At 66.0% G+C, this 24,040-nt stretch carries 19 protein-coding genes and 1 pseudogene; 12 read left to right on the top strand and 8 right to left on the bottom strand.

Translation table 11 applies throughout. The features are described 5' to 3' along the window. Nucleotides 1-51: 51 nt before the first annotated feature. From KA712_05005 to KA712_04990, 4 genes are all read left to right on the top strand, one after another. The gene (locus KA712_05005; GenBank protein MCG5052299.1) at nt 52-807 is read left to right on the top strand and encodes a sigma-70 family RNA polymerase sigma factor; all 756 of its coding nucleotides are present in this window, start codon (nt 52-54) and stop codon (nt 805-807) included. 35 nt (nt 808-842) lie between these two features. Next, nucleotides 843-1,646, top strand: a complete 804-nt coding sequence (locus KA712_05000; protein MCG5052298.1) for a zf-HC2 domain-containing protein — start codon at nt 843-845, stop codon at nt 1,644-1,646. A 204-nt stretch (nt 1,647-1,850) separates the two neighbouring features. Beyond that, the gene (locus KA712_04995) at nt 1,851-2,174 is read left to right on the top strand and encodes a hypothetical protein (GenBank protein MCG5052297.1); all 324 of its coding nucleotides are present in this window, start codon (nt 1,851-1,853) and stop codon (nt 2,172-2,174) included. Nucleotides 2,175-2,647: 473 nt separating this feature from the next. Continuing rightward, nucleotides 2,648-2,971, top strand: a complete 324-nt coding sequence (locus KA712_04990) for a hypothetical protein (protein ID MCG5052296.1) — start codon at nt 2,648-2,650, stop codon at nt 2,969-2,971. A gap of 39 nt (nt 2,972-3,010) precedes the next feature. Here KA712_04990 and KA712_04985 read toward each other — a convergent pair whose 3' ends face one another. Both KA712_04985 and KA712_04980 read right to left on the bottom strand, forming a co-directional pair. Continuing rightward, nucleotides 3,011-4,987: a protein kinase gene (locus KA712_04985; protein MCG5052295.1), complete on the bottom strand. Its 1,977-nt coding sequence runs from the start codon at nt 4,985-4,987 to the stop codon at nt 3,011-3,013. Between the two features lie 68 nt (nt 4,988-5,055). After that, nucleotides 5,056-6,495 (bottom strand): type VI secretion system contractile sheath large subunit, encoded by a 1,440-nt coding sequence (locus KA712_04980; GenBank protein ID MCG5052294.1) that lies wholly within the window; start codon nt 6,493-6,495, stop codon nt 5,056-5,058. Between the two features lie 117 nt (nt 6,496-6,612). Between KA712_04980 and KA712_04975 the strand changes: the two genes are divergently transcribed. The 3 genes from KA712_04975 to KA712_04965 all read left to right on the top strand — a co-directional run bounded on the left by KA712_04975 (nt 6,613) and on the right by KA712_04965 (nt 10,817). Then, the gene (locus KA712_04975; protein MCG5052293.1) at nt 6,613-8,736 is read left to right on the top strand and encodes a response regulator; all 2,124 of its coding nucleotides are present in this window, start codon (nt 6,613-6,615) and stop codon (nt 8,734-8,736) included. A gap of 170 nt (nt 8,737-8,906) precedes the next feature. After that, on the top strand, nt 8,907-9,521 hold the full coding sequence (locus tag KA712_04970; protein ID MCG5052292.1) for a hypothetical protein: 615 nt from the start codon (nt 8,907-8,909) through the stop codon (nt 9,519-9,521). 6 nt (nt 9,522-9,527) lie between these two features. Next, nucleotides 9,528-10,817, top strand: a complete 1,290-nt coding sequence (locus tag KA712_04965; protein ID MCG5052291.1) for an outer membrane protein transport protein — start codon at nt 9,528-9,530, stop codon at nt 10,815-10,817. 44 nt (nt 10,818-10,861) lie between these two features. Here KA712_04965 and KA712_04960 read toward each other — a convergent pair whose 3' ends face one another. Further along, nucleotides 10,862-12,679, bottom strand: a complete 1,818-nt coding sequence (locus tag KA712_04960) for an ABC-F family ATP-binding cassette domain-containing protein (GenBank protein ID MCG5052290.1) — start codon at nt 12,677-12,679, stop codon at nt 10,862-10,864. 103 nt (nt 12,680-12,782) lie between these two features. Here KA712_04960 and KA712_04955 point away from each other — a divergent pair, with 103 nt between their 5' ends. From KA712_04955 to KA712_04945, 3 genes are all read left to right on the top strand, one after another. Then, on the top strand, nt 12,783-14,654 hold the full coding sequence (locus tag KA712_04955; GenBank protein ID MCG5052289.1) for an ABC transporter ATP-binding protein/permease: 1,872 nt from the start codon (nt 12,783-12,785) through the stop codon (nt 14,652-14,654). Continuing rightward, nucleotides 14,651-16,438: an ABC transporter ATP-binding protein/permease gene (locus tag KA712_04950; GenBank protein MCG5052288.1), complete on the top strand. Its 1,788-nt coding sequence runs from the start codon at nt 14,651-14,653 to the stop codon at nt 16,436-16,438. The genes KA712_04955 and KA712_04950 overlap by 4 nt, the downstream gene beginning before the upstream one ends. A gap of 90 nt (nt 16,439-16,528) precedes the next feature. Further along, nucleotides 16,529-17,635 carry a PA0069 family radical SAM protein gene (locus KA712_04945; protein MCG5052287.1) on the top strand — a complete coding sequence of 369 codons (1,107 nt, stop codon included), beginning with the start codon at nt 16,529-16,531 and terminating at the stop codon, nt 17,633-17,635. A gap of 10 nt (nt 17,636-17,645) precedes the next feature. Here KA712_04945 and KA712_04940 read toward each other — a convergent pair whose 3' ends face one another. After that, nucleotides 17,646-18,485 carry a haloacid dehalogenase-like hydrolase gene (locus KA712_04940; protein ID MCG5052286.1) on the bottom strand — a complete coding sequence of 280 codons (840 nt, stop codon included), beginning with the start codon at nt 18,483-18,485 and terminating at the stop codon, nt 17,646-17,648. Between the two features lie 41 nt (nt 18,486-18,526). Here KA712_04940 and KA712_04935 point away from each other — a divergent pair. Beyond that, nucleotides 18,527-18,895: pseudogene (locus KA712_04935) on the top strand (gamma-glutamyl-gamma-aminobutyrate hydrolase family protein). 411 nt (nt 18,896-19,306) lie between these two features. Here the strand turns inward: KA712_04935 and KA712_04930 are convergent. Beyond that, the gene (locus KA712_04930) at nt 19,307-19,966 is read right to left on the bottom strand and encodes a response regulator transcription factor (protein MCG5052285.1); all 660 of its coding nucleotides are present in this window, start codon (nt 19,964-19,966) and stop codon (nt 19,307-19,309) included. Between the two features lie 312 nt (nt 19,967-20,278). Here KA712_04930 and KA712_04925 point away from each other — a divergent pair, with 312 nt between their 5' ends. Continuing rightward, nucleotides 20,279-21,214, top strand: coding sequence for a glutathione S-transferase family protein (locus tag KA712_04925; GenBank protein MCG5052284.1), 936 nt, complete (start codon nt 20,279-20,281; stop codon nt 21,212-21,214). Between the two features lie 27 nt (nt 21,215-21,241). Here the strand turns inward: KA712_04925 and KA712_04920 are convergent, their stop codons facing one another. From KA712_04920 to KA712_04910, 3 genes are read right to left on the bottom strand one after another with little or no spacing between them, the layout of a single operon-like run. Continuing rightward, nucleotides 21,242-22,234, bottom strand: a complete 993-nt coding sequence (locus KA712_04920) for a hypothetical protein (GenBank protein MCG5052283.1) — start codon at nt 22,232-22,234, stop codon at nt 21,242-21,244. 51 nt (nt 22,235-22,285) lie between these two features. After that, complete coding sequence (locus KA712_04915; GenBank protein ID MCG5052282.1) at nt 22,286-23,158, bottom strand: hypothetical protein; 873 nt, start codon at nt 23,156-23,158, stop codon at nt 22,286-22,288. Between the two features lie 18 nt (nt 23,159-23,176). Continuing rightward, on the bottom strand, nt 23,177-24,025 hold the full coding sequence (locus KA712_04910; GenBank protein ID MCG5052281.1) for a hypothetical protein: 849 nt from the start codon (nt 24,023-24,025) through the stop codon (nt 23,177-23,179). Nucleotides 24,026-24,040: the final 15 nt, after the last annotated feature.

Raw genomic sequence — 24,040 nt, 5'->3', positions numbered from 1 at the left:
GCATCGGGCCGGGAATAACGCTCCGGGGCCACGTGTTCTTACCTAGACGCCATGGCACTGTTCAAACGCAAGCCCACGCGCAGCGCCTTCGAGGAGGAGGCTTTGCCCCACATGTCGGCGCTGTATGGTGCAGCTTTGCGGCTCACGCACAGCCCGGGAGACGCCGAAGATCTGGTTCAGGACGCGATGTTGCGAGCCTATCGCTTCTTCGACAGCTTCCAGCCGGGCACGAACTGTAAGGCCTGGTTGTTCCGCATCCTGACCAACGTCTTCCGGAACAAGTACCGGGAGCGTGAGCGTGAGCAGGAGATCATGAACGAAGCCGAGTCGTCCACGGCGAATCTCGGCCAGTTCACCACCGCGACCGTCGAAAACACCGAAAGCGCCCTCCTCGGGCGCATGGTGTCACGCGAGGTGGAAGAAGCGCTTTCGGCCGTGCCGGCCGAGTTCCGCCTGGCGGTGATTTTGGCGGACCTCGAGGATTTTTCGTACAAGGAGATCGCGGACATCATGGACTGCCCGGCGGGCACCGTGATGAGCCGCCTCTACCGAGGGCGCAAGTTGCTCCAAAAGCAGCTGGTGGACTACGCCATCGAGCAGGGCATCGTGAGTCCCGAATCCGAAGCCGCGCAGGCCGTGAAGGCCGAAGCCCTCGGGGCCAAAGAACACACGGCGTCCCCGAAATCGACCGGTCCCGCGGATGCGAAGAGCGAAGGGCCGGCTGCGCAGCCTCATTCCCGGGAAACCCTCGACCTGGACGCTTACCGCAAGACGAAGACCCGCAACAGGAACGGAGGGGCCTCGTGACCTGTCCCCAATCTGAAGCCAACCTGGAACCATTGATGCACGCATTTCTCGACGGCGAGCTGACCGGTGTGGATCGCGAGTCGTTCGAGCTGCACCTGCTCGAGTGTCCTGCTTGTGCCCAGGAGGTCAGGGCTCAAGCCCGGTTCAAGGCGGCCATTCGGGGGCACCTTCCCAGGCCAGCCTTGCCCCCTGCGCTCAAACGTCGGGTTGAGGTGATGATCGCGCAGCGGTCGCCGGGCGAGAGCCGCTGGGGCTGGATCGCCTTTCCCAGGCTGACGCCCGCCTTCGCGGCCGTGGGCGTGGTGGCCGCGCTCGTGGTGTTTACGAAGCAGCCGACGAAGGCCCCGGTGATTCAGCAGGCGTTGCGGGCCCACAGCGTGGAATTGCCCATGGATGTGGAAGCTCCGGACTGTGCCCACGTGGCGTCGTGGTTTCGCGGCAAGCTCGGCTTTACGGTTCATCCCCCCCGCCTCGACCACGTCATGCAAGCGTCGGTGTCCTCGGGCCTGCAGGGGGCGGCGCCCTCCACGCACCTGGGAGCCGAGCCGCCCCGCTGCCAAGGGGGGCGCATCATCAACGTGAAAGACCACTTTGGCGCGTATCTGTCCTACAAGGTCGGGGGAGACCATCGGATCAACGTGATGGTGTTCGAGGGAGATGACGAATCTCTCGAGACCCCCCGCCGCCGGCAACTCGGGGGACGAGACGTGTACTTCGACACCGCCCAGGGGGCCTCGACGGCGGCGTTCCGAGGCCGTGACGGCCTCAACTACGTGTTGACCTCGGATCTGGACGAAGAAGCCCTCTCCCAGGTCGTGGAAGCGGCCTTCCGTCCCTGACAGCCGCCCGAGCTGCGCCGGCCGTCCGACACCATGGCGCCATGTGGGCCTGACACCCGTGTCGCGCCCCTGTGACGGGCCGGGCACGGACAGGCTGCCCGGGACTTGATCCTCCTGCCCGAGCTTCGAGTCATTTCAGCAGGTTAGAGCCGACATGGGGCGTACCGTGGCTGGTCCGAACATTGCAAAGGATCACAGCTCATCATGGCGACCGCAACGCCTCGGGAAACTCTCACGCACACCTCGCTCGCACACCACGCCTCCGAGGTCTTCGACCCTGCCGCCCGCGAGCTCAGGCAGATGCAGGAGCTTGCCCAGGAGGAACTGGCGCGGAGCATTGCGGGCTTCCGCTTGGTGTTCACCGGAGTCCCGCTGGAAGTGCGCAGCGCTCCCCTGCTGCGACAGGCCTGGGCGGTTCACCTGGCGCTCGAGGCCGTGCGTAGCGTGGACGCGGCGTTGGCTCTCCTCGAGAGGGAACGCCAGGGCGAACCGCGAACGAAGCCCAGGCCAGGCACCCTGGCGGCGTGACCTTCGCGTCGGCAGCCTGGCGACCCCAGGCGCAAACTCCTCGAGGTTTCAGGATTGAAAACGCTCTTTCGCCGACGCCGTCAAGCACCCAAACTCACGGGTGAACACGCACGTTGAGCGACATTCAGCTGTGGGCCAGATGACGAGCCGCGGAGCCCGTATGGTACCCATCGAGCGACGCCTGGGGTTTTCCGTTTGACGCCTTCACGAATCGGTCTCTAAATAGGAGATGTGCGTGAGTGGCGACGTAACGTCCCCTCGAACTCGCATCGCGAGCACAGGGAAGCTCCAGCATCGCCAGGGCAACGCCAGCACCGCTTCGCAGATCGCAGCTGCGGCGGGATCGGCTTGGCCACCAGGGCGGGCCGGAACTCCAGGGAGCGAGGAATCGCGCACGGGCAGGCCCTCAGGGCCCGAGGCCCAAGGACAGTTTCTCCGCGGATTGTGTTGAACCACCAGAAGGAGGAATGAAGATGGTCGTGACGATCGTGTCTCGATGTGATGACGTTCGAGTTGGACACCGCCGGTTGGCGCAAGAGCTCTCGGAACGCTTACCCCGCTACTTCAAACACATCGAATACGTCGAATGGGCGCTCGATGCTGACGGCCACGCGCAGTCTCCCGTGGTTCATTGCAACCTTCACGCGCAGGATAAATTCTTTACGGCCACGGCATCGGCGGAGACCTTCTCGCACGCCATGCACCTCGCGCTGAACAAGCTGGTCGAGCAGCGGCGACGGGACAAAACGCGACGTCGGGCGAGTCGCAGGCGCACCTCCGAGTCCGTCGCCGCATGAGCCTTGCCCGTGCACGATCACGGCCCCCGGATGACCGCCTCAGGGCACCGGTGTGACCGTGATCGTGTAGGGCTGGGTTCGATCGGCCGTGGCGTTCTTCTTGCGCCCGGCCTCGCGGATCTGAAGTGAAACGCGTCCAGTCTCCGGGACGGTGAAGGGCTCCCCCACCACCTGCGGGGCGGCGGCTACTTTACGTTTCAACACCGCCCCTTCGAGTACGAGCTCGAGCGCTCCGCCTGCCTCGAGAGAGACAGCGAAGGCACCGCCCGGTGCAGCCTCGAACGAGAACACGTCGACATCCCCGCTGTGGCTCAGGTGTCCCATCAAAGCAAGCCCGGCGTGAAGAGACGAGGCCTGCGCTTCCGTTTCGTTGGGCTCGAGCTCACGCGCCCGATCGGGCCTTCCCCATGTGACCGTGAGCGCGTACGGAGCGCTGGACGCTTGCAGAGGCGCCGCGTTCCCTTCGAGCCACAGGGGCCGCACGCGCACGAACACTTCGCCGCTTCCTGCGGACACGGGCCCCAAAACTTCTCCCCGGCCGACGCCGCCCCCGTCGGCGCGCAGGAGCAACGCCCCCGTGACGTCGTAAAGCTCGAGCACGACGTTGAGATCCGGTAGACCACTCACCGCCGCCAGCACCGTGCGAGGCGTGCGGCCGCTCGGGACACGGAAGTAGTCGAAGTCCGGAATTCCGTCCTCGTGGGGCTCCCTCAGATGACCGAATACGGGCGTGCCATTCGGCAGGAGGTTCGCGGTGGCCGCGCTGTCATTCGGCTCGGTCTCGGTAGGTCCCGCTCTCTCGGGCCGTTGAAGCAGCCGCACGCCCCCCCACCCCGCTGCCACGAGGAACAACGGCACCGCCAGGCGCAGCACACGGCGGCGCCACATAAGACGGCTCTCGAAGGCATCCACATCCTCCCGGCGCAGCCGCGACGCGAGGTCGCTGTCGTCGCGTGCGCCCGGTACCTCGACGGCCGTCAGGGCCGAGTCGCTCGCGCCGGTGTCGCCGCCCGTCTGAGGTTTTTCGATCCACGACGGCAGCGGCTGACTCTCCTCTGGGTTGGCCAAGCGTCGGGCCAGGATGTCCTGGATGCCTTCACGCAGGGCGCGCGCCGAGGCAAAGCGGTTCGCGGGATCCTTGGCCATGGCCTTGAGAACCAGGTGGTCGAGCTCCAAGGGCAAGCCTTCCCGACGCTCGCTCGGCGGCACCACGGGATCCGTAAGGTGGCGCGACAGAATGGCCACGGGCGAGTCGCCCGGGAAGGCGGGCTGACCCGTCATCACGCGATACACCGTGGCTCCCAGGGCATAGACATCCGTGCGCTCGTCTACCGGCTCACCGCGCACCTGCTCAGGGGCCATGTAGTAGGGCGTTCCCACGAGACTTCCCGCACCGGTCACCTCGCCGAGCTCGGGCCGCTCGCGCAGCTTCGCCAGGCCGAAGTCCAGCACCTTGACGTGTTCGCCCTCGCGTCTTCGGAAAACGACGATGTTGTCTGGCTTGAGGTCCCGGTGAACGATGCCGGCCAGATGGGCCTCTTCGAGCGCCTCGCAGACCTGCGCAAACAGGGGCAGGGCGCGGCTGAGCGGCAGCGGACCGTCGCGGCGGACGATCGCGGCCAGGTCCTCGCCTCTTACCAACTCCATGACCAGGTAGAGCAGGCCGCGCCACTCTCCAAAGTCGAAGGTCTGCACGATGTTCGGGTGTTCGAGCTTGCTCACCACCTCCACCTCGCGCACGAAACGCTTGGCCGCCTGGGCGTCGTCGGCCAGATCCCGCCTGAGAACCTTCATGGCTGCCACCTTGCCCATGCGCACGTGCTCGACCCGGTAGACCAACCCCATGCCCCCGGCGCCAATCCGACCCAGCACCTTGTAGCGGCCATCGACCACCTTGCCCACGAGGCCGTCGAGCTCGTCCGTGGCGTGCTTTCGCCCGAGGTCGTGGCCGCACTGGCTGCAGAACCGCTGGCTGGGATCGATGACTTCGTGGTCGCAGGCGGGGCACGCGGACACCTCGGCAGGTTAACCGATGGCCTGGGGGCCACCAAGCAATCCCGGACGAGAACGACGCGCCGCCGCAGTCAGGGGTTCATCAAAGCCACGGCGAGAGGCTGGGGTGGGTCTGCGGCGGTCTGGAGGCGCGCGAGGCGGGCGCGCGCGAAGCGCCGGTCGGCGACGAAGGGGATGAGCCCCGCAGCCACGGCCGCCGCCACCTGGGCTTCGGAGAGCCACGCTTCGGTCGCGGGGTAGAGCTCACGCTCGCCTCCCTCTTCGTAGACAAGCGCCGGAAGGTCCTCGAGGTCGGGGGCCGCCTCGAGGGGAAAGGCGTGAGGATCCTCGGCAAACGCACACGCCAGCGCCTCGACCAGCGCCCACGCGCCCGCACCCCAGAGCAGCGAGGCCGCATCGGGCCGCCCCGAAAAGCCGAGTTCGTCGAAGCGCAGGCCCTGGACCTCGTTCCGTCGCGGTCCGTAGGGCAAACGCAGCAGCCATCGTGGCGCCACCAACGCGACGTGGGCAGCGGCCGTGCCCCGGCGAAACGCGGACCAGGCGCTCGCGAGGTCCGCCAAGACCGGAGCGGGGGTCGAGGCAGGCGCAAGGGAGCCACCAAAGAGGCCGGGCTGTGCATCTGCCAGCAGCAGCGCCCCGCGGGCGGCCGCCAGTGAGGCCGCCCGCGCCAGTGACGACAACTCCTCAGGCCGCGACCCGAAGGGGTGGGCAAGGGCGATGACGGAGAACGCCTCGTTGCCCGCGAGCAGCTCGGCGAAGCGCGTGGTCGAGGGGTCCTCCGTCGACGCCAGCTCGTGATGCAGGTCCGAAGCAGCGCAGGACGCGACCCACAGCTCCACACGCGCCTCGGGCGGGATGTGAGCCACCAGGCGTTCGAGGCCCCGCCACGCCGATTCGAGCTGCTGGAAGGCCGGAGTGTGCAGGATCTCGCGTAAGAGCGCGCTCGCGGAGGCCTCCACGGCCGTGAGCAAAGCCGCAAGCTGCGGGTCGGCCTCAGGGATCACGTGGGGAGCCACCACACGACGGAGCAGGTCCGTCACGGCATCGGAGGCGGGCGGGGCGGGGGCGGCCACGTTTGCCCCCAACAGGGACGAAAACAAGGAGGGCCCCGGGGCCTCCCGCGCGGCTGCGTCCGGCAAGGCCGGCCGAGGTTCGGACGGCCCGAGCAGGCGAGCGGCGGCGGCAGCGAAGCTGTCCGGGCGCTCCAGCGCCTGCCGTGTCTGGGCGAGGGCCTGCAGCGGACCCACCCGCGCCAGAAGCTCGTCCGGATGAAAATCCTCGAGCTTCGCGAAGGACAACGAGAGCGGTCCTGCAGCGGTCACGAGCGACAACCGCGGCGCCAGGGACGCCACGAGGCCGTCGAGAGCGTCCACGTCGACTCGGCGCGGACGGTGACCCCCAGGGCCCTCTGCCGCAAAGTCGCCGACCAGCAGCACACGAAGGACACCGCCCCGCACGGACGGGGGCCCCGCGTTGCCGAAACTGAACGAAACATCCAAGTGCCCTCGCATGGCGCGGATGGTCGCCCGATTCGCGATTCGGCGCAACGAGTGAAGGGAGGCCCGACCCGCCCCCTGCGCTCAGGTTCCTGACGCCAGATGCCGATGCACGTTCGAGCCCTTCGACCCTTGCGCGCCCCTCCCTTTCCCGTAGACGAAGACACGCGCCAGCGGGTGCTTGACCAGCTTGCGCTGCTGGACACGCCCCCAGAAGCCCGCTTCGACAGGATCTTGCGTATTGCGCAGGCCCTCTTCCAGGTGCCCATCGGAGCGCTGTCCTTGGTTGACCGCAATCGCCAGTTCTTCAAGTCTCGCTTCGGTCTCCCGGTCTCGGAGACGCCCCGTAACGTTTCATTCTGCGGGCATGCCATCTTGCAGGCACAGGGGATGGTGGTGTCCGATGCCTTGCGCGACGAGCGGTTCGTCGACAACCCATTGGTGACCGCCGCACCCCACATTCGGTTCTACGCAGGTGTTCCCGTCAACGTACAGAACCAGCCCATCGGGACGATCTGTCTCATCGATCAAAAGCCGCGCAGCTTTGGGCCTGAGGAGCAGGCCCTGCTCAAGGATCTCGCCGCGCTCATCGAAGAGCAGCTTGCCGTCACACCCATCGTCGAGCTGACCCGCGCTCTGCAGGCCGAGGTCGCGCGCCGGACGGAGTCGGAGGCCGCCGCCCGCGCCGAGCGGGCCCGTCTGGCGGCCCTGCTCGCTTCGCTGCAAGCAGGCATCCTCGTCGAGGACGAGTACCGCAAAGTGGTGCTGGCGAACGAAGGCCTCTGTGCGATGTTCGGAATTCCCGTCAGGGCCGAAGCCCTCACGGGGACGGATTGTGCCGAGTCCGCCCGCGGAACGGCAGGGCTGTTTCGCGAGCCGGATCGCTTCCTTGCTCGGGTGGAAGGGATTTTGGCCGCTCGTGAGATCGTTTCCGGAGACGAGCTGCCCCTTGCCGACGGGCGGGTGTTCGAGCGCGACTATGTCCCCATCTGGGTGGACGGGAAGGACCGCGGCCATCTTTGGCACTACAGGGATGTGACCGCGAGCCACGCGGTGCGGGCGGCGCTCGAACAGGCACGCAACGCCGCGCTCGAAAGCGCGCGTGTGAAGGCCGACTTTCTAGCCACCATGAGCCACGAGATCCGGACGCCGATGAACGGTATCATGGGCCTTTTGGCCTTGGTCGAGGATGCGGCCACAGCACCCGAGCAGCTGACGCTCATCCGATCGGCCCGTCGGGCCGCCGATGGCCTGCTCAACATCTTGAACGACATCCTCGACTTCTCCCGCTTGGAAGCGGGCAAGCTGTCGATCGATCCTCAACCCGTCGAGTTGGCGCCCCTGCTGGATGACGTGGGTTGTTTGGCCGCCGTCAGCGCCCGAGCCAAGGGACTTGCCCTCACGTGGGAGCGCAGTGAGGATCTCCCGCGGCACGCACGCTTCGATCCAGCCCGCTGCCGACAGGTGCTCACGAACTTGCTGGGCAACGCCGTAAAGTTCACTCACCGGGGCGAGGTGACCTTGCACGCCCGCCTGGAACACCGTTCCGGAAACGATACGAGCCCCCCTGACCGGCTCGTCTTCGAGGTCCGAGACACGGGCATCGGCATCGCGCCCGAAAAACAGGGGATCGTGTTCGACAAGTTCGTGCAGGCGGATGCGTCGACCGCCCGCAGCTTCGGGGGCAGTGGCCTCGGCTTGGCGATCTGCCGCCAGCTGGCCCGGTTGATGGGCGGAGGGCTCGAACTCGAAAGCCAGCTGGGGAAGGGCAGTTTGTTTCGGTTCTGGCTACCTTTCGAGGCCGTCACACTGGCCCCCGCAGCGCCGCAAGCGCTCCCGGCCCACGCAGATTTCTCGGCGTTGCGGGTCTTGGTGGTGGAAGACGATCCCACGAACCAATTGGTGGCCAAGGGCCTGCTCAAGCGTATCGGTTGCGGGGTCATCGAGGTGGCCAGCGGTGGGCAGCAAGCGATCGATCGCGTCTCCGAGAGCCGCTTTGACCTCGTGCTGATGGACTGTCAGATGCCCGGGATGGATGGCTTCGAGGCCACGCGGCTCATGCGCGCAAGCAAGGGACCGGAAAAAGACGTTCCCATCATCGCCATGACCGCTGGAGCTTTCGAGGAAGACAAGCAGCGCTGCCTCGTGGCTGGCATGGACGATTTCCTCAGTAAACCCGTGGATAAGCGCACCCTGACCGACACGATCGTGCGCGCCTTGGCGCTCCGATCCACGTCCCCGAAGCATAGCGGCTAGTCCATCAGTCCCGCTCGAGTCGGCACAGGACGAGGGTAAGGTGGCTCACGAGCTTCCTCGTGGCTGAATAGGACCCCTTGCCGCCACCGCGCCACATCCTATAAACATGTGGGGATCGAAGTCAGGCGGCGTATGGGTCCGCCCGGCGGCATCCACACCTGGAGGACCTCATGAACCGGATCGCGTTGGGCTTATCGATGGTGGCGGCTTTTTCTTTGTTGGTGGTGTCGTGTGACGATGACGACGACGGCGGGACGGTGGGCACCGACGCCAGCGTGGACGCCCCCGTGGGTCCGATGATGTGCAAGGGAACCTTTGCCAGCATGAACCGCGCGCGCCTGGCCATGTTCACGAGCCCCACGGGCAAGTGTGCCGCGCCGAGTGACCTCGACATCATCTGCAACAATGACCTCGGCGGCATCACCCGCAACTGCGGCCTCACCTGCTTCAATGCAGCCCCCACGACGGATCCCACGGCGTGCACCAAAGCCTGCGTCGCCACGGAGGTCAAAGCCGCCGTCAGCGACCCTTGCTCGTCCTGCTACACCACGGCGGTCATCTGCTCGATCAACAACTGTGCGGCCGAGTGTGTGGCGGACAGCGCGAGCGCCGGCTGCATCGCCTGCCAGCAGATCAAGGGCTGTTTGCCGGCCTTTTTTCAGTGCAGCGGGCTGCCGGGCGGGGTTCCCGTGCAAGGCGACGCAGGTGCTCCCGACGCCGGTGCCGATGCCTCTGTCGACGCCGGCGGACAGGCCGACGCCTCCACGGACGCCACCGCCGGATAACGGGCCGTGCGCGCTCTTCGCGGACACCTCCGCGTGGCCGTCGTCCTCGCGGCGACGGTCGCGACCGGAGGGACCTTGCATGCGGGCGGCTACGACACGCCGATGCTCTACTCGGCCCGTCACATGGGCATGGGGGGCACGGCGATCGGCTACGTCAACGACGCCTCGGCCTTGTATCACAACCCGGCGGGGCTGGCCCACACGGGCAAACTGTCGCTTCTCGCAGACTTTTCCCTCCTGCTGGCCCACACACGTGCGAGCCCGGATCTGCTGAGCCGTGATCTCACGTCTCAACTGACGGTGGCACCGCTTTTCCTCGTTGGGGCCGGGTATCGGCTGAGCAGGCTGGTGACGGTGGGCCTCGGGGTTTACCCGGTGGCCTCCGCCGGAGCCACGTACGAATACCCCGTGGGCGACGCCACCGTGAAGAACCGAACGCGGCTGGTTTTCGCCGAGGCGTCCCCTGCGATCGCGTTCAATTTGCCCTACGATCTGCGGCTCGGCTTGGGATACCGGGTGACCTACGTCAGCCTGGAACGTTTCCAGGGCGTGCCTGGCGCACCGGGAAACCCGGGCCTCGACTTCACGACCTCGGGCACCAACTGGGCAGGGTTTCGCCTGGGGCTTCAGTGGACGCCGCGGCCCTGGCTTTCCTTGGGGGCCAGCTACCGACACAAAACCACCACCAAGGTCACGAACGACCGCGGGATCGCGCTCGGCATGGTGTTCAATGACATTGAGACCGAGTTCGTGCTGCCGTCGAAGCTGGGCCTGGGCAGCCGCGCGGACGTGGACCACTTCGGCTTCGCGCTCGACGCCGAATACACCTTCAACAGCCAAAACCAAGCCTATCCCCTGGTGGGCACACCCGAGGCCACCGCAACCATGCCCCTGCCGATGCGCCTCGAGGTGCCGAACGTGTTTCGATGGAGTGACCAGGTCACGGTGCGAGGCGGCGTGGAGTACCGGACCCTACCCGGCGCGGACGGCACCCGACCGCTCGCGCTCCGGGCAGGGTACATCTTCGACGGCAAAACGACGAATCCCAGGTATCCATCGGCCTTCGGGACGCCGCCCGGCCCCACGCAGGTGCTCACCACGGGCGCGGGCTACCGTTACGCAGCCTGGGACGTGAACGTGGCGTATGCCTACCGCTTTGGCTCCGGCGAGGTGACGACGGCCGACGTCAACGCTCCGGACAATGCCATCTGCCGGTTCTGCGGTATCGCCGGGAATGAGCCCTATCACATCCGCATCCACGGCCTGTACGTGGACGTCAGCTACAAGCTCCCCTGACCACCCGCCGGGCTAGCGGCTTCGGAAAGGCGCGCGCGGCAGGCTCAGGCGTCCTGAAGCGCCTGAAGCTCTGCCCAACGTTCGAAGAGGGTGTCCACCTTGGCCTGGGCCGCCGCAATCTCCGCCTCGAGGGCGATGAGCCGCGCGGCGTTCACCGCCACCTCCGGCTGGTGACACTCGGCCTGCAGGGCACGCACAGCGGCTTCGGCGGCCTCGATGCGCCCTTCGAGCCCGTCCCACTCGCGTTGCTCCTTGTAGCTGAGCTTCTTCCGCTTGCCACCGTCGTTGGTGCGGGAGTCGCCGCTGCGGGCCGTGCGCGCGGGGACCTGAGTCGGATGCCAGGCCTGCCATTGATTCAGGTCGGAAAACGCCGTCACTCGCCCCCGCTCGTCGGGATGCGTGTGAAAGGCCAAGATCTGGGTGGCCACCTGATCCAAAAAATAACGATCGTGCGTGACCAGCAGGACGGCGCCATCAAAGCTCGTCAGCGCGTCTTGCAAGACGTCCAGGGTCTGCAGGTCCAGGTCGTTGGTGGGTTCGTCCAGAACCAAAATGTTCGCCGGAAGCAACATCAACCGGGCGATCAGCAAGCGGCTTTGCTCGCCTCCGGAGAGCTTGCCGACGGCCAAGTTCATCTGATCCGCGCGGAACAAAAAGCGCTCGAGATAGCCGTGCCTGTGAAGCCGTGTCCCTCGGAAGGTGACGTGGTCGCCGATGGGGCAGACGGCATCGGCGAGCGTCTGCTCGGGATCGAGGGCTGCCCGGTCTTGCTGGAACCAAGCGATCTGCAGGGCGTCCGCCCGCAGCACGTCACCACGGGTCGGCGCCTCGTGCCCCACCAGGACCCGCAGGAGGGTCGACTTGCCGCAGCCGTTGGGTCCCAAAAGGCCAATGCGGCTGCCCGGGCCGATGAACAGCGACACCTCACCGAAGATCGAGCGTCCTTCGTAGGTCTTGGCGATGCCGCGGGCCTCGATGAGCCGTTTGGGCTTTCGTCCCACGCCCTGGAAATCGAGGTCGACGCTGCGCGCTTGGTTGCGGGTGCCCAGCTCTGCCACCTCTTCGGCCAAGGCGCCTGCGCGCTGGATGCGCGCGTCTTGTTTGGTGGTGCGTGCCGGGGGGCCGCGCCGGAGCCACTCGGTCTCGCGGCGCAACGTGTTTCGCAGCACGTCCTCGCGGCGCTCTTGGGCCGCCATGACCTCGGCCTTGCGCTCGAGATAGGTGGCGTAGTCGCCCGCCACGTCCAGCAGGCCCCCCTCGTTGCGGCGATCGAGCTCGAGAATGCGGTTCGCCACCTTCTGCAAGAAGGCACGGTCGTGCGTGATCGTCATCGTCGCAAAGCGTGCGTTGGCCAGCATCCCCTCGAGCCAGAGGATGCTCTCGACATCGAGATGGTTCGTGGGCTCATCGAGCAACAGCAGGTCGGGCTCCGAGGCCAGGGCCCGCGCCAGCGCCACCCGCTTTTGCCAACCACCCGAAAGGCGAGACACCGGCGCGTCCGGCCCTACCCCCTCGGTGATGAGCTGCAGTTTGGCCAGCAGGGCGTCGACACGGGCTTCCGTCTCCCAATCGCCCTCTGCGCCATGCGCCCCTGCCCTCACCGCCTCGCGGACGGTGACACCCGTCGCGAAGGTCGGGTTTTGCGGAAGGTAGGTCACACGAACGCCACCCCGTCGCGCCACCTCGCCCTCGTCCGGGCCCAGCTCGGCCGCGAGAATCTTGAGAAGCGTCGACTTTCCAGCGCCGTTCGGCCCAATCAGCCCCACGCGATCGCCCTCCGAAATCGTGAAGCTGACGCCCTGGAACAGGGGCCGGGCGGCGAAGGCATGACCGACAGACAACGCAGAGAGAAGCAGAGCCACGGGCCCTTCTTACCAGGTCGGCGTTCGCCCCGCCTCGCGCCCTTGGGTGGGGCCTGTCCTCACCTGGCTCCGCCGTGCCGAATGCCCTACGTTCTCGCTCAGCATGACCTCAGACCCTCTCGCTCCGGCCGCCGCCCGCCCCGCCGGGGTGCTGCGCCTTTTGGGGTTATCGTGGGCCAACAAACGCGAGTGCGCGCTCGCGCTGCTCGTGCAAGCCGCGCTCGTGGCGCTCACGATCGCGGGGCTCGGCCTTTCGGGGCGCGCCATCGACGTCATCCGCCACGCCCTCGATCCGCGCGTTCCCGCCCCCCGCTGGGCCTTCGGCTGGTCGCCTCCGCCCGGCTGGTCGCCTGTGAACGTGGTGGTGCTGTCCGGCGGTTTGGTTTTCGCGCTCGCCCTCGTACGTGCCGCGTTGAATTGGCTTTACGCAGTGAGCACAGGGCATCTCGTGCAGGTCAAGATCGTGCCCAAGCTCCGCGCTGAGGTTTATGGAAAGCTTCAGCGGTTGAGTTTCCGGTTCTTCGACGCGACGGCTTCGGGGGCCATCATCAACCGCGTCACCCAGGATGTTCAGAACGTTCGGGCGTTCGTCGACCAGGTGGTGCTCCAGGGCCTGTCGATGGCCATGGGATTGCTTCTGTCCGTGGCCTACATGGCTCACACCCACGGGCCTCTGACGCTGGCGTGCCTGGCGTCGGCGCCCCTGGTGGCTCTGACCTCCCTGCGTTTCTCGCGGGCCAGCCGCCCCGCTTACGAGCAGGCCCGCGCTCTGCTCGATCGCGTGGTGACCGCGATGGCCGAGACGGTGCAAGGCATTGCCGTGGTCAAGGGCTTCGCGCGAGAGCGCGAACGGGCCCAGGTGTTCAAGACCGCCCATCTCGAACTGCGGCACCAGCAGTTTCGACTGTTTCGAGAGGTGTCGCGCTTTGCTCCCTCCATCGATCTGTTGAGCCAGCTGAACCTCGTGGTGCTGCTTGCTTACGGGGGTCACCTGGTGGCAACGAACCAGGTGAGCCTCGGCGAGGCGATCGTCTTCGCCGGTTTGCTCCAGCAGTATGCAACCGCGGTGGCCAACGTAGCCGCCATCGTCAACTCGCTTCAGCAAAGCCTCATCAGCGCTGCGCGCGTATTCGAGGTGCTGGATGCGGAGATCGAGGTACGTAGCCCGCCTTGTTCGCGGAGTCCCGAACCTTTCACCCCGCAGGTGGACCTGGAGGGCGTGTGCTTCGCCTACGGCTGCGAAGGCAACGCGCTGGAAGACGTCACGCTGCACGTCGCAGCCGGCTCTACCGTGGTCTTGTTCGGAGAAACGGGAAGCGGGAAAAGCACGCTGCTCTCCTTGCTACCCAGGTTCTATGACCCTTCAGCAGGCGTCGTGAGCTTGTCAGGCCAGGATCTGCGCGCCTACGACGTCTCGGACCTGCGATCTCGCGTGGGCAACATGTTCCAAGAAAGCGTGCTGTTCAGCACCTCGGTGGCAGACAACATTGCGTTCGGAGCCCCCTCCGCCTCGGCGGCCGAAATCGAGCGCGCCGCTCGGCTGGCCGCAGCCGACGCGTTCATCCGCCAGCTGCCCTCCGGCTACGAAACTTGTCTCGAAGAGGGCGGACAGAACCTATCCGGCGGACAGCGGCAGCGCCTGGCGCTCGCGCGCGCTCTTTTGCCCGGTCCCGCCCTCCTGTTGCTCGACGACCCCACGGCGGCCCTCGACGCCGCCACCGAGGCGCAGGTGATCTCCGCTTTGGCAAGTGCCAAGCAGGGCCGGACCATGCTCATCGCCACGCACCGCATTCCCGTGTGCGAAATCGCGGATCTCATCGTGGTTCTGGAGCGCGGCCGGATCGTCGAGCAAGGCCCCCCCGACGCGCTCGCGCGTGCCCAGGGGCCCTACGCACGCGCCCTGCAGCTGCATCAAGACGCGGTGGCGAGCGGTGCAGGGCGAGCGCCGGCCCCGAGCTCCGAGGAACCCGCATGACCCGGCCGTTCCGGATCGTGCGGCACCGAGAGCCGCGAGAACCCGTGCGCCGCCCCTTCGATCTCGCATTGGTTCGGCGCCTGTGGGAGGTGACGCGTCCTCATGCACGACAGCGCAACCTGCTCTTTGCGCTTACGCTCGTGCGCGCCCTTCAGCTTCCCGGATTGGCCTACGCGGTGGGACTCATCCTCTCGGGCCCTGTGGCCCGGCACGACACCAGGGGAACGCTGCTCGGCGTGGCGCTCTTCCTGCTTCTGCTCGTCTCGACCGAGCTCGTCTTCCAGCAGCGTATCCGGCACGCGCTCGAGTTCGGCGAGAAGCTCGTTTTCGATCTGCGCGTGCGGGTCCATGACCACGTGCTCGGTATGCCCATGAGCTTCTTCCAACACATGCCTCTTGGCCGGCTGCTGTCGCGTGCGAGTTCGGACGTGGAGGCCATCCGCATGGGCCTGCAGGACGCCGTATTCATCGGTGTCGTACAGCTGGGATCCATGGCGATCTCGGCGCTCGTCATGCTGTGGCTGGATCGGATCTTGTTCATGGTGGTCGCCGTGTTGGTGCCCGTGTTGTGGTTCCTCCTGCGGTTCTTTCACGGCCGTTTGTTCGAAGCCCACACGGCGATGCACGAGAGTTTTTCGCGGGTCACGGCCACGCTGGCCGAGACCGTCACGGGGGCGCGCGCAATTCAGGGTTTCGGCCGAGAACGCGCCGCGGAAGACGCCTTTCGCGAGCTCATCCACGATCACGCGCGCTTCAATCTCCACGTGGCGCAGAACAATGCCGTCTTCGCACCGCTCGCCGACCTCAATGGCCAGCTTTTTCTGGCCTTGCTCGTCGTCGTGGGAGGATACCGTGCCCTCACCGGCGCAATGGAGCTGGGGCCGCTCGTTCACTTCTTTTTTCTTGCCGGCCTGTTTTTCAGCCCGATTCCCGTGTTGGCCAATCAGTACAACCAGGCGCTGGCGGCCCTGGCAGGCGCCGAGCGGGTGTTCCGCCTCTTCGACACGCCCCGCGACTGGGATGATCCACCCGGCGCCAAGGATCTGTTCGTGGGCGCCGGCAGGGTGGAGCTTCATGACGTGGTCTTCGGCTACGCCCCGGATGCGCCCGTGCTCCACGGCGTGTCCTTTCGGGCGGAAGCGGGCCATACCGTGGCGGTCGTTGGAGAAACCGGCGGCGGCAAGAGCACGATCTTGGCACTGATTGCCAAGCTGTACTTGCCACAACGGGGACGGGTGGTCATCGATGGCCAGGATCTCGCGCAGGTCAGCCGGGGGTCGCTGCGACGGCAGATGGGCCTCGTGCAGCAGGCGAACTTTTTGTGGACGGGTACCGTCCTCGAAAACATCCGCTACGGACAGCCCGGGGCTTCCGACGAAGACGTGATGGCAGCCACCGACGCGCTCGGCGTTCGTGACCTCATCGAGGCTTTGCCCAACGGTTTTGCCACGCAAGTGGGTGAGCGCGGCACCAGCCTTTCTCTTGGCCAGAGGCAGATCATTTGCTTTGCGCGTGCGCTCTTGGCCAATCCCAAGATCCTCTTGCTCGACGAAGCGACGAGCGCGGTCGACGCGGTCACGGAGGCCCGCATCCAGAACGCACTTCGCAGGCTCCTTCTGGGCAGGACCAGCTTTGTGGTGGCGCATCGCCTGTCGACCGTGCGGCACGCCGATCTCGTGCTCGTGGTGTCGGGTGGACGTATCGTCGAACGGGGGACTTTCGAGGGCCTGATGGCCGCGGGAGGCGCCTTCGCGGCGCTCCACGCCCAGTCCCTCAAGGACTGAACCGCCCCCGGACGAAACCAGCGCACGTTCCCCGCGCCCGGGACTCCCCCTTGCGCGCCCCCGCGAAAACTGTACATTAGTTCAGTTACCATGTCGGACCCCAGACGCCCTTCGGCAGCGGCTCCTTACGGGCCGGGGCGTGGCGCTACGCAGGCTCCCGCACCCCGCTTCCTGCGCGTCATTTCTGCTGAGACTCCGGAAGGTCGCTTCGATGACGGGTGGGGCGCCGATGAAGCCGCGACCACCCGCCAAACGGTGGTGACCTTCGAGCACACCCGGAGCCCTCTGTCGACCAACGACTCGCCGGATCTGCCGTTCTCGGCCTCCCTCAACCCCTACAAGGGCTGCGAACACGGGTGCATTTACTGCTTCGCGCGCCCCACGCATGCGTACCTGGATCTGTCACCGGGCATCGACTTCGAGACGCGCCTCGTGGCGAAACCCGAATTGCCCCAAGCCTTGCGCACACTGTTCCGAAAGCCTTCCTGGCGCCCGCAGGTGATTGCGCTCGGCGCCAACACGGATCCCTACCAGCCCATCGAGCGCGAGCAGGGCCTCTCCCGCGAGGTGCTCGAGGTGATGCAAGAGTTCCAGAATCCCGTGGCGATCGTGACGAAGAACAACCTCGTCGTGCGCGATCTGGATCTGCTGGTCCCCCTGGCGAAAGCGCAGCTCGCGCACGTCTTCGTTTCGGTTACCACCTTGGATCGGGGCCTGGCCCGCAAGATGGAGCCGCGGGCCGCGACGCCCGAAAAGCGGCTCGAGGCGATCGCCACCCTGGCACGAGCGGGTGTGCCCGTGGGGGTGATGGCGTCTCCCATGATTCCGGGCCTGAACGACGCCGAACTCGACCGCATCCTCGAGGCCGCACGGCAGGCTGGTGCACGCAGCGCTGCATACATCATGGTGCGCCTGCCGCTCGAGCTCAAAGCTCTGTTCGAGGGCTGGCTCGACACCCACTATCCGGAACGCAAGACCAAGATCTTGAACCTCATTCGGCAAGTGCGTGGAGGAAAGCTGTACGACGCCCAGTGGGGCAGCCGCATGCGAGGCGAAGGCGTCTATGCAGACCTGCTGCGCCACCGCTTCGAGGCGGCCGAGCGGCGGCTTGGGTTTGGCGTTTTGCCCCCCCTACGCACTGACTTGTTTCGCGTTCCTGCCGCTTCGGGCGATCAGCTTTCGCTCTTTGGACGCTAAAGCGCCGCGCTCAGGATTCGCCGCCACGGTAGCCCGTGTCCCGGGCGTAGCGCCCCAGAATGCCCTTGACCGTGACGTCGAGCTGGGTGCCTTCGCTGTAATCGGCGGGCGCCACGAAGTGGACCCGATCCTCGGCCACCAGCCGGTACACCTTTCGCTGAAACGACTCCTCGTGGAACTTGTTTGGATCGAACACCGCCACGGAATGCCCGCCCTGATGGCGGACCATCTTCATCGACGGAATGTCGGTTTCGCCGTCTCCCACGAAGATCATGCGGGTAAAGGGGATGGGACGCTCGTCGAGGGGCTGCCACTGGTTGACGCTCTCGTTGTCCCACGAGTTGTCGACGCCCTTGTTGATGCGAAACAGGAACTGCGTCTTCGTGGTGTAGTTGATGGCAACTCCTGGCCACACGGCCACACCCTGCTCGTCGTAGACGTACTTCGAGGCGTACACCATGCGAAACCGAGGAAAGATCGAGCAGCCCTTGATGATTTCGTAGTTACCGGAAGACACCACGTAGTGTTCCAGGTCGAGCCCACGGCTCGTGGCAAAGTCGTTGATGCGGTCGAACCACGTCTCCACGCCCGCGAAGAAAGGCAACGCACGCCCATGGCGTTCGAGGGCCGCCTTCGTGAGCGGTACGCCCTCCGCCCGCGACGCCTCGAGCATGCGCCACATGTAGATCAGGATCTCGTCGGCGTCATTATCCCGCGCGCGCCTCTTCACGTCGGCCCAAAACGCGCTGATGTCGCGCCTGAGTTCAGGAAGAAAGCCATGTTCCTGGATGTTGCCGGGGGCCAGGGTTCCGTCGAAGTCATACACGATGGCAGCGCGGGCACGAGTCATGAGGCGCCTGAGCTTAGCCGGTTTCGCGTGCGTTTTTTCCCGTGAAGTCGTCCTTGCCTTCGTGCTCAAATGAGGACCATGAACGCGAAGGTCGTGGTTCTTCAGCACGTCGCCAGGGAAGGCCCGGCCCGCCTCGCGGCGGCAGCGGCCCGCGCAGGGCTCGACGTTTTCGTGGTTCGCCTCGACGAAGGAGCCCCCGTGCCCGAAGTCGACCCCAAGGACGTGCTGGTCGTGATGGGCGGCCCCATGGGTGTCGCCGACGTCGGCGCCCCCCGCCACCCCCCTTTCTCGCCGCAGAGGTCGAGCTGCTCAAAACGCGCATCGCCCGTGATGCCCCAACGGTCGGCATCTGTCTTGGGGCCCAGCTCCTCGCCTTCGCCGCGGGGGGCACGGGTTTATCCCAACGTCACCAAAGCGGGATCCGAGAGCCGCCCGCTCATCGAGCTCGGCTGGTCGCCGGTGCGCTTCGTGGACGAACCGACGGAAGCCGTCCTCACGGGCTTGCCTGCCGAGGCGATGATGCTGCACTGGCATGGCGACACCTTCGACCTGCCCACGGGTGCCGTGCTCCTGGGTTCGACCCCCTCGTGTGCCCACCAGGCGTTCAGGCTGCGCACCCGGCTCTTCGGGTTTCAGTTCCACGCCGAGGCCGACGCCTCCACGGTGGGCCGTTGGGTGCAGGAGGATGCCGCCTATGTGGTGCGGGCGAGGGGCCCGGGGGGGGCAGACGCCGTGCGGGCAGAAACCGCGGCCCTCACCAAACGGGATCGCGCCCTTTGCGACCTCCTCCTCGACAACGTCTTCGCCGTTTTTTCATCGGCTCAGGGGCGTTGATCCCGGCGCGCCAGGAGGAACTCGGCCAAAGCGCCTTGCGAATGCACGCCGAGCTTCTGGTAGATGGCCTTGAGGTGGTTGCGAACGGTGTGCGGGGAGATCTTGAGAGCCGCAGCCATCTCGGGGGCTCGGCGGCCCTGCATGAGAAGGCGAAGCACCTCTTTTTCCCGGATCGAGATCGCCTGGCGTTCGGCGTCCGTCAAGAGCCCGTCGACGAGCGGGTTGCCTTGCGCCGCAGCCACACCCACGCCCACGCCCGCGGGCCGGAGGTGGGGACGCGGGGCGAGAGCCCTGTCGATGGCGCTGATCAGCTGCTCGGGAAAGAAAGGCTTCCGGAGGTAGTCACTGGCGCGGTTGCGCAGCGCCTCGATGACGTCGTCGATGGTGCCTTTTCCGCTCGTGATGATGACCGGTACGTCGTGCTGGCCCCGCTCGCGAAGGGCCTTGAGCAGTGCGTGTCCACTCACGCCCGGTAGCTCGAGATCGAGCAGGACCACGTCGAACGGCGTCTCGAGGTGCTGGAGGCCCTCTTCGGCGCTCCCGGCCACCACCGTCTTCATGCCACGACGCGCCAATGTCTGCTGGATACTCTCGGCAACCTTGGGGTCGGCGTCGACGATGAGAACAGAGGGTTGAGTCAGGGGCATAGCAGCTTGACCAGACCCAACAGGGCCCGGTGGGTTCAATCAGACGCTGACCAGACCCGAGTTGAGGGACACGGGAAAGTCTTCGTAAGCACGCGCCTCACCAGGACAATCCAGGTATTGCACCTATGAGTTCAGGCGAACGCGGCACAAAAATCTCTAACCCAATGAGGATGGCTCTGTCTAGCGACAAATTTTCGCGTCGCCCGTGGCTCGTGCCCGATGGAGCTTGCAAGCGAAGCCGCGTGGCGGTTGCAACCGGATTGCCGCCCCACCCCCGCCGGGAGCGAGGAGTGCCTTTGCTAACCTGCCTCCATGGGCAAACTCGTCGACGGTGTGTGGAAGGACGTTTGGTACGACACCAAGGCCAGCAAAGGACGCTTCGTGCGTAGCGACACCACGTTTCGGGCGCAGATCAGCACGGATCCTGGGGCGCAATACCCAGCGGAGGCGGGGCGTTACCACCTTTACGTGTCGTACGCATGCCCCTGGGCACACCGGACACTCATCGCACGGGCGCTCCTCGGTCTTTCCGATGTGATCGGGGTTTCCGTGGTGGAACCGCTCATGTTGGCGCACGGCTGGACGTTCAGCGCGCAGAACCCCGATCACCTCGGCGGCCGAGAGTTCCTGCACCAAGTGTATACCGACTCCGATCCGCACTATACCGGCCGCGTCACGGTCCCGGTGCTGTGGGACGATAAAACCCGTACGATCGTCAACAACGAGTCGGCGCAAATCCTCCGTTTCCTCAATGGGCCCTTCGCCGCCCTCGTGGGCAGCACCCTGGACCTGTACCCCGTGTCCCTACGCGAAGAGATTGATGGCGTGAACGCTCTCGTCTACGAGCACGTCAACAACGGCGTTTACCGCGCAGGCTTCGCCACCACACAGGAAGCGTACGAAGAAGCCATGACTCCCCTCTTCGACACGCTCGACATGCTCGAGCGGCGTCTCGAGGGCGTATCTTACTTGGTCGGCGACACGTTGACCGAAGCTGACATACGCCTGTTCACGACGCTGGTTCGCTTCGATGCGGTGTATCACTCGCACTTCAAATGCAACGTGAGACGCATCGCCGATCTTCCGAACTTGTGGCGTTTGGCCCGGCGCCTGTATCAGCTGCCGGGCATTGCAGCTACCGTTCACTTCGACCACATCAAGCAGCATTATTTCGGTAGCCACAAAACCATCAACCCCACTGGCATCGTGCCCCTCGGGCCCGAGCTGGATTGGCGGGCCCCCGTCTAGAGAGCGTCTGGATGCGCTACGAGGCGCTCAGGGTGCCTCCGGCGCGAGGGCGTGCAGCTCGACGGCGTTCTTTTGGAAGAGGGGAATGAGCAGCCTGTTTCGTTTCCCGTCGTACCCGATGTCCGCGGGAGACGCCACGTCCGAAACCGCCACCTCGAAGGCCTCACCCGGCTTGCCGCGGTAGACGGCCGAAGCCGCCCAGCTCGACACGAAAAACGTACCGTCGCGGCCAACGAAAAGCCCGTCGAGTTGCCCGCTGGGAAGGCTCACGGCCGTACCGGGCTTGCCGTCGACGAGGGGGATGAGCTCGGCCGCGCCAAAGGTGGCCACCCACAGTTTTCCTTCGTGGAACGCGAGCCCGTTCGGTCCCTTGAGGCTCTTGTTTTTTCGGACCACCTTCGCGGTTGTGCCCGTGATCGCCCAAACGGCGTCCGAGCCCGAGGGCTTGAAGCCAGCTTTCATGCCGCTGTCCGATACGTAGACCACGCCCTCGTGTACCACTACATCGTTCAGGAAGGTCGCGCCCTTGATCTTCACCTGGCCTTTGGCCTGCCCGGTGGCGCGATCGAACATCCGAACCACGTCGATGTCGGCCACGTACAGCGTATCTTCGGTGAGGCCCATGCCTTTCGGCGCGTTCAACGTGATCCCCTCGGCCCCCCCCGCTATCCACTTCAGCTCCTTGACGGCGCCCTCCGGCGTCACCAACGAAATGAAGGCCGCACCGTCTTTGCCGAGCGGGTCCCCCACGATGTTGCTGACGAGGTAATGGTCGAAGCGCTCGTCGTAGAGCACGGACTCGGGCGTCTCGAAGCCCACGTCAGCCACACGAATCGTCTTGGGCGGTTCGGGCGCGGGGGGCGGCAGAGGAGGCGCAGGCTCCGCGGGCGGGGCTACTGGTTCTGCGACCGGGGGAGCGGCGGCGGGTTCTTTGCGACACCCCCCGCACAGCACGAGCCCCCCACTGCCAAGACCTGCCACGAACAACCCGAACCCGAACGTCCACGCACGCGTTTGCATGCCGAGGAAACTACCGCATGGTGTAAGGCGTGCAAGGGAACGGGCAGGCAGTCAAGGCGCTGCGCCGGCCACACATTCTCCCTCCCCTTGAAAGTGGCCCACAGTCCGCGCGAGCGAGGTCACGAAGGGTCCAAGATGCGTCACCGGGAATCCCGAAGGGTCGTAAACACGTACGTCGAGCGGCGTGGCGTTCAACTCCTCGAGGGTCACCTCGCCATCGGCGTTCACATCGGCGGCCGCCATCGCCTCGAAGCGAAGTCCCGTGGGGGCGCTTCCTTCGGGTGCAGCACGGAGGCGGTCGTAGAAGAAATGGTCGCCATGGATGGTGAGCTCCACGGATTCGTCTGCGCCCGCGCGCACCACGACCCCTTCGAGGGGTAGTCCCACCTCGGGAACTTGCGTGCAGCGGCTATAGAGCGTGGCGCCCGAGAATCCCCAGCGAAACGACTTTTCGATCGGCCCCGCCGCGCCGGCCTTCGTGGCACGTCCCTCTACGAACAACGCATAGCCGTTCGTCGACATGAAGGCGAGATCGGCCGCATCTGTCAGTACCCCGGTGGTTGTCGCATGGGGAGGGGCAATCCGGTAGCTCACCCGATCCCACGCCCGGGCTTCGACGTCCGAGAACGTCACCAGCGTTTTTCGACCGGGTTGAACGTGATCCACCAGCAGGGAGGCCCCCATCGTGCCCGCCACGCGGCCCGCCTGGTCAGCGAGCTCGATGCCGGCAAACACGACCAGAAACTTATCGAACGTCACCTGCCAGCCATCGACGAAGCCGGCCTCGCCCGTGGGGTCAGAAGGGATCTGCTCTTCGATGAAGGACTCTCCCCAGGTCGTGAAGGTGACGCGGCCATCTGCGCTGCCTCCGCAGGCAGCCACGAAGCCCCATAGGGCACATACGACAAAACGTCGGCTCTTCATGATGATTCCTCTTTCCTCTCAAGGACGCGTGATGGGTTGAAGGGGCGGAACGAAGGAGAAGTGATAGGCCCCCACCTGAACGAGGCCCAGGGTGAAGCCCAAACGGGCGGTGCTCTCCGGCACGAGCGCAGACGGCGCTTCGGGAGATCCGTCGGGCACGTCGCTGAAGTCGACCAGGTTGAACCAGGCTTGCGGACGAATCGTCACCACCACCGTGCCCGGGTCTTGGACCTGCGTGGCGTCGAAGGTGCAGCCTTGCACGAGGGCTTGCGCCGCGCGGGCCTCGATCTCGGCCAGGGGCACGGCCACCGTAAAAACCACCTGGCGCTCACCCCGCCGGGCCCTTCCTCGGACGGCCACGGTCGCGCCCCTGAGCGCCGGAGCCGCAGGGCCCGCGGTGGGAGAAGAGAAGGAGAACGTGGCCGAGGCCACCGCCCCCGTGACGGCGGCGAGCGGCGGGTACATCGTCGGGCCCGCGAGAAGATCGACACTGAACGGGTCGAGCAGCTGGCCCCGCGCCTCGCCCCGTACCTCATGCCCAGGATGCGCAAACGCGGGCTTGATCAAGAAGCGCGCGGGCCAAGGCCGAGGCCCTGGACTCGGCTGCCGGCTCGTGCCCGCGAACGCCGGGGGGCCCGAGAACAAATAAAGAGGCCCCGTGGCCATGAGGGCCTGCTCGAGCGACACCTCCCAACCGAGGGGCGTGACGAAGGGAACGAGCGCCTCGGGCGCAGTCTCGAACCGCACCGCATGCGTCAAGCGCTTGCCCGACGTGTCGTTGCTTCCGCAGCCGAGGGCAGCCAGGCTGGCGATGAAGGTGAGTGCGAGGGCGGTTCCCCTCACGGGTTCCTGCGTTTTCGTTTTCATCGAGTCACTCCTGCA

This window comes from Myxococcales bacterium (assembly GCA_022184915.1).
Taxonomy (GTDB): Bacteria; Myxococcota_A; Polyangia; order Fen-1088; family Fen-1088; genus JAGTJU01.
Note: the sequence above shows the minus strand (reverse complement) of the source record. Positions and strands in the feature narration are given on the sequence as shown.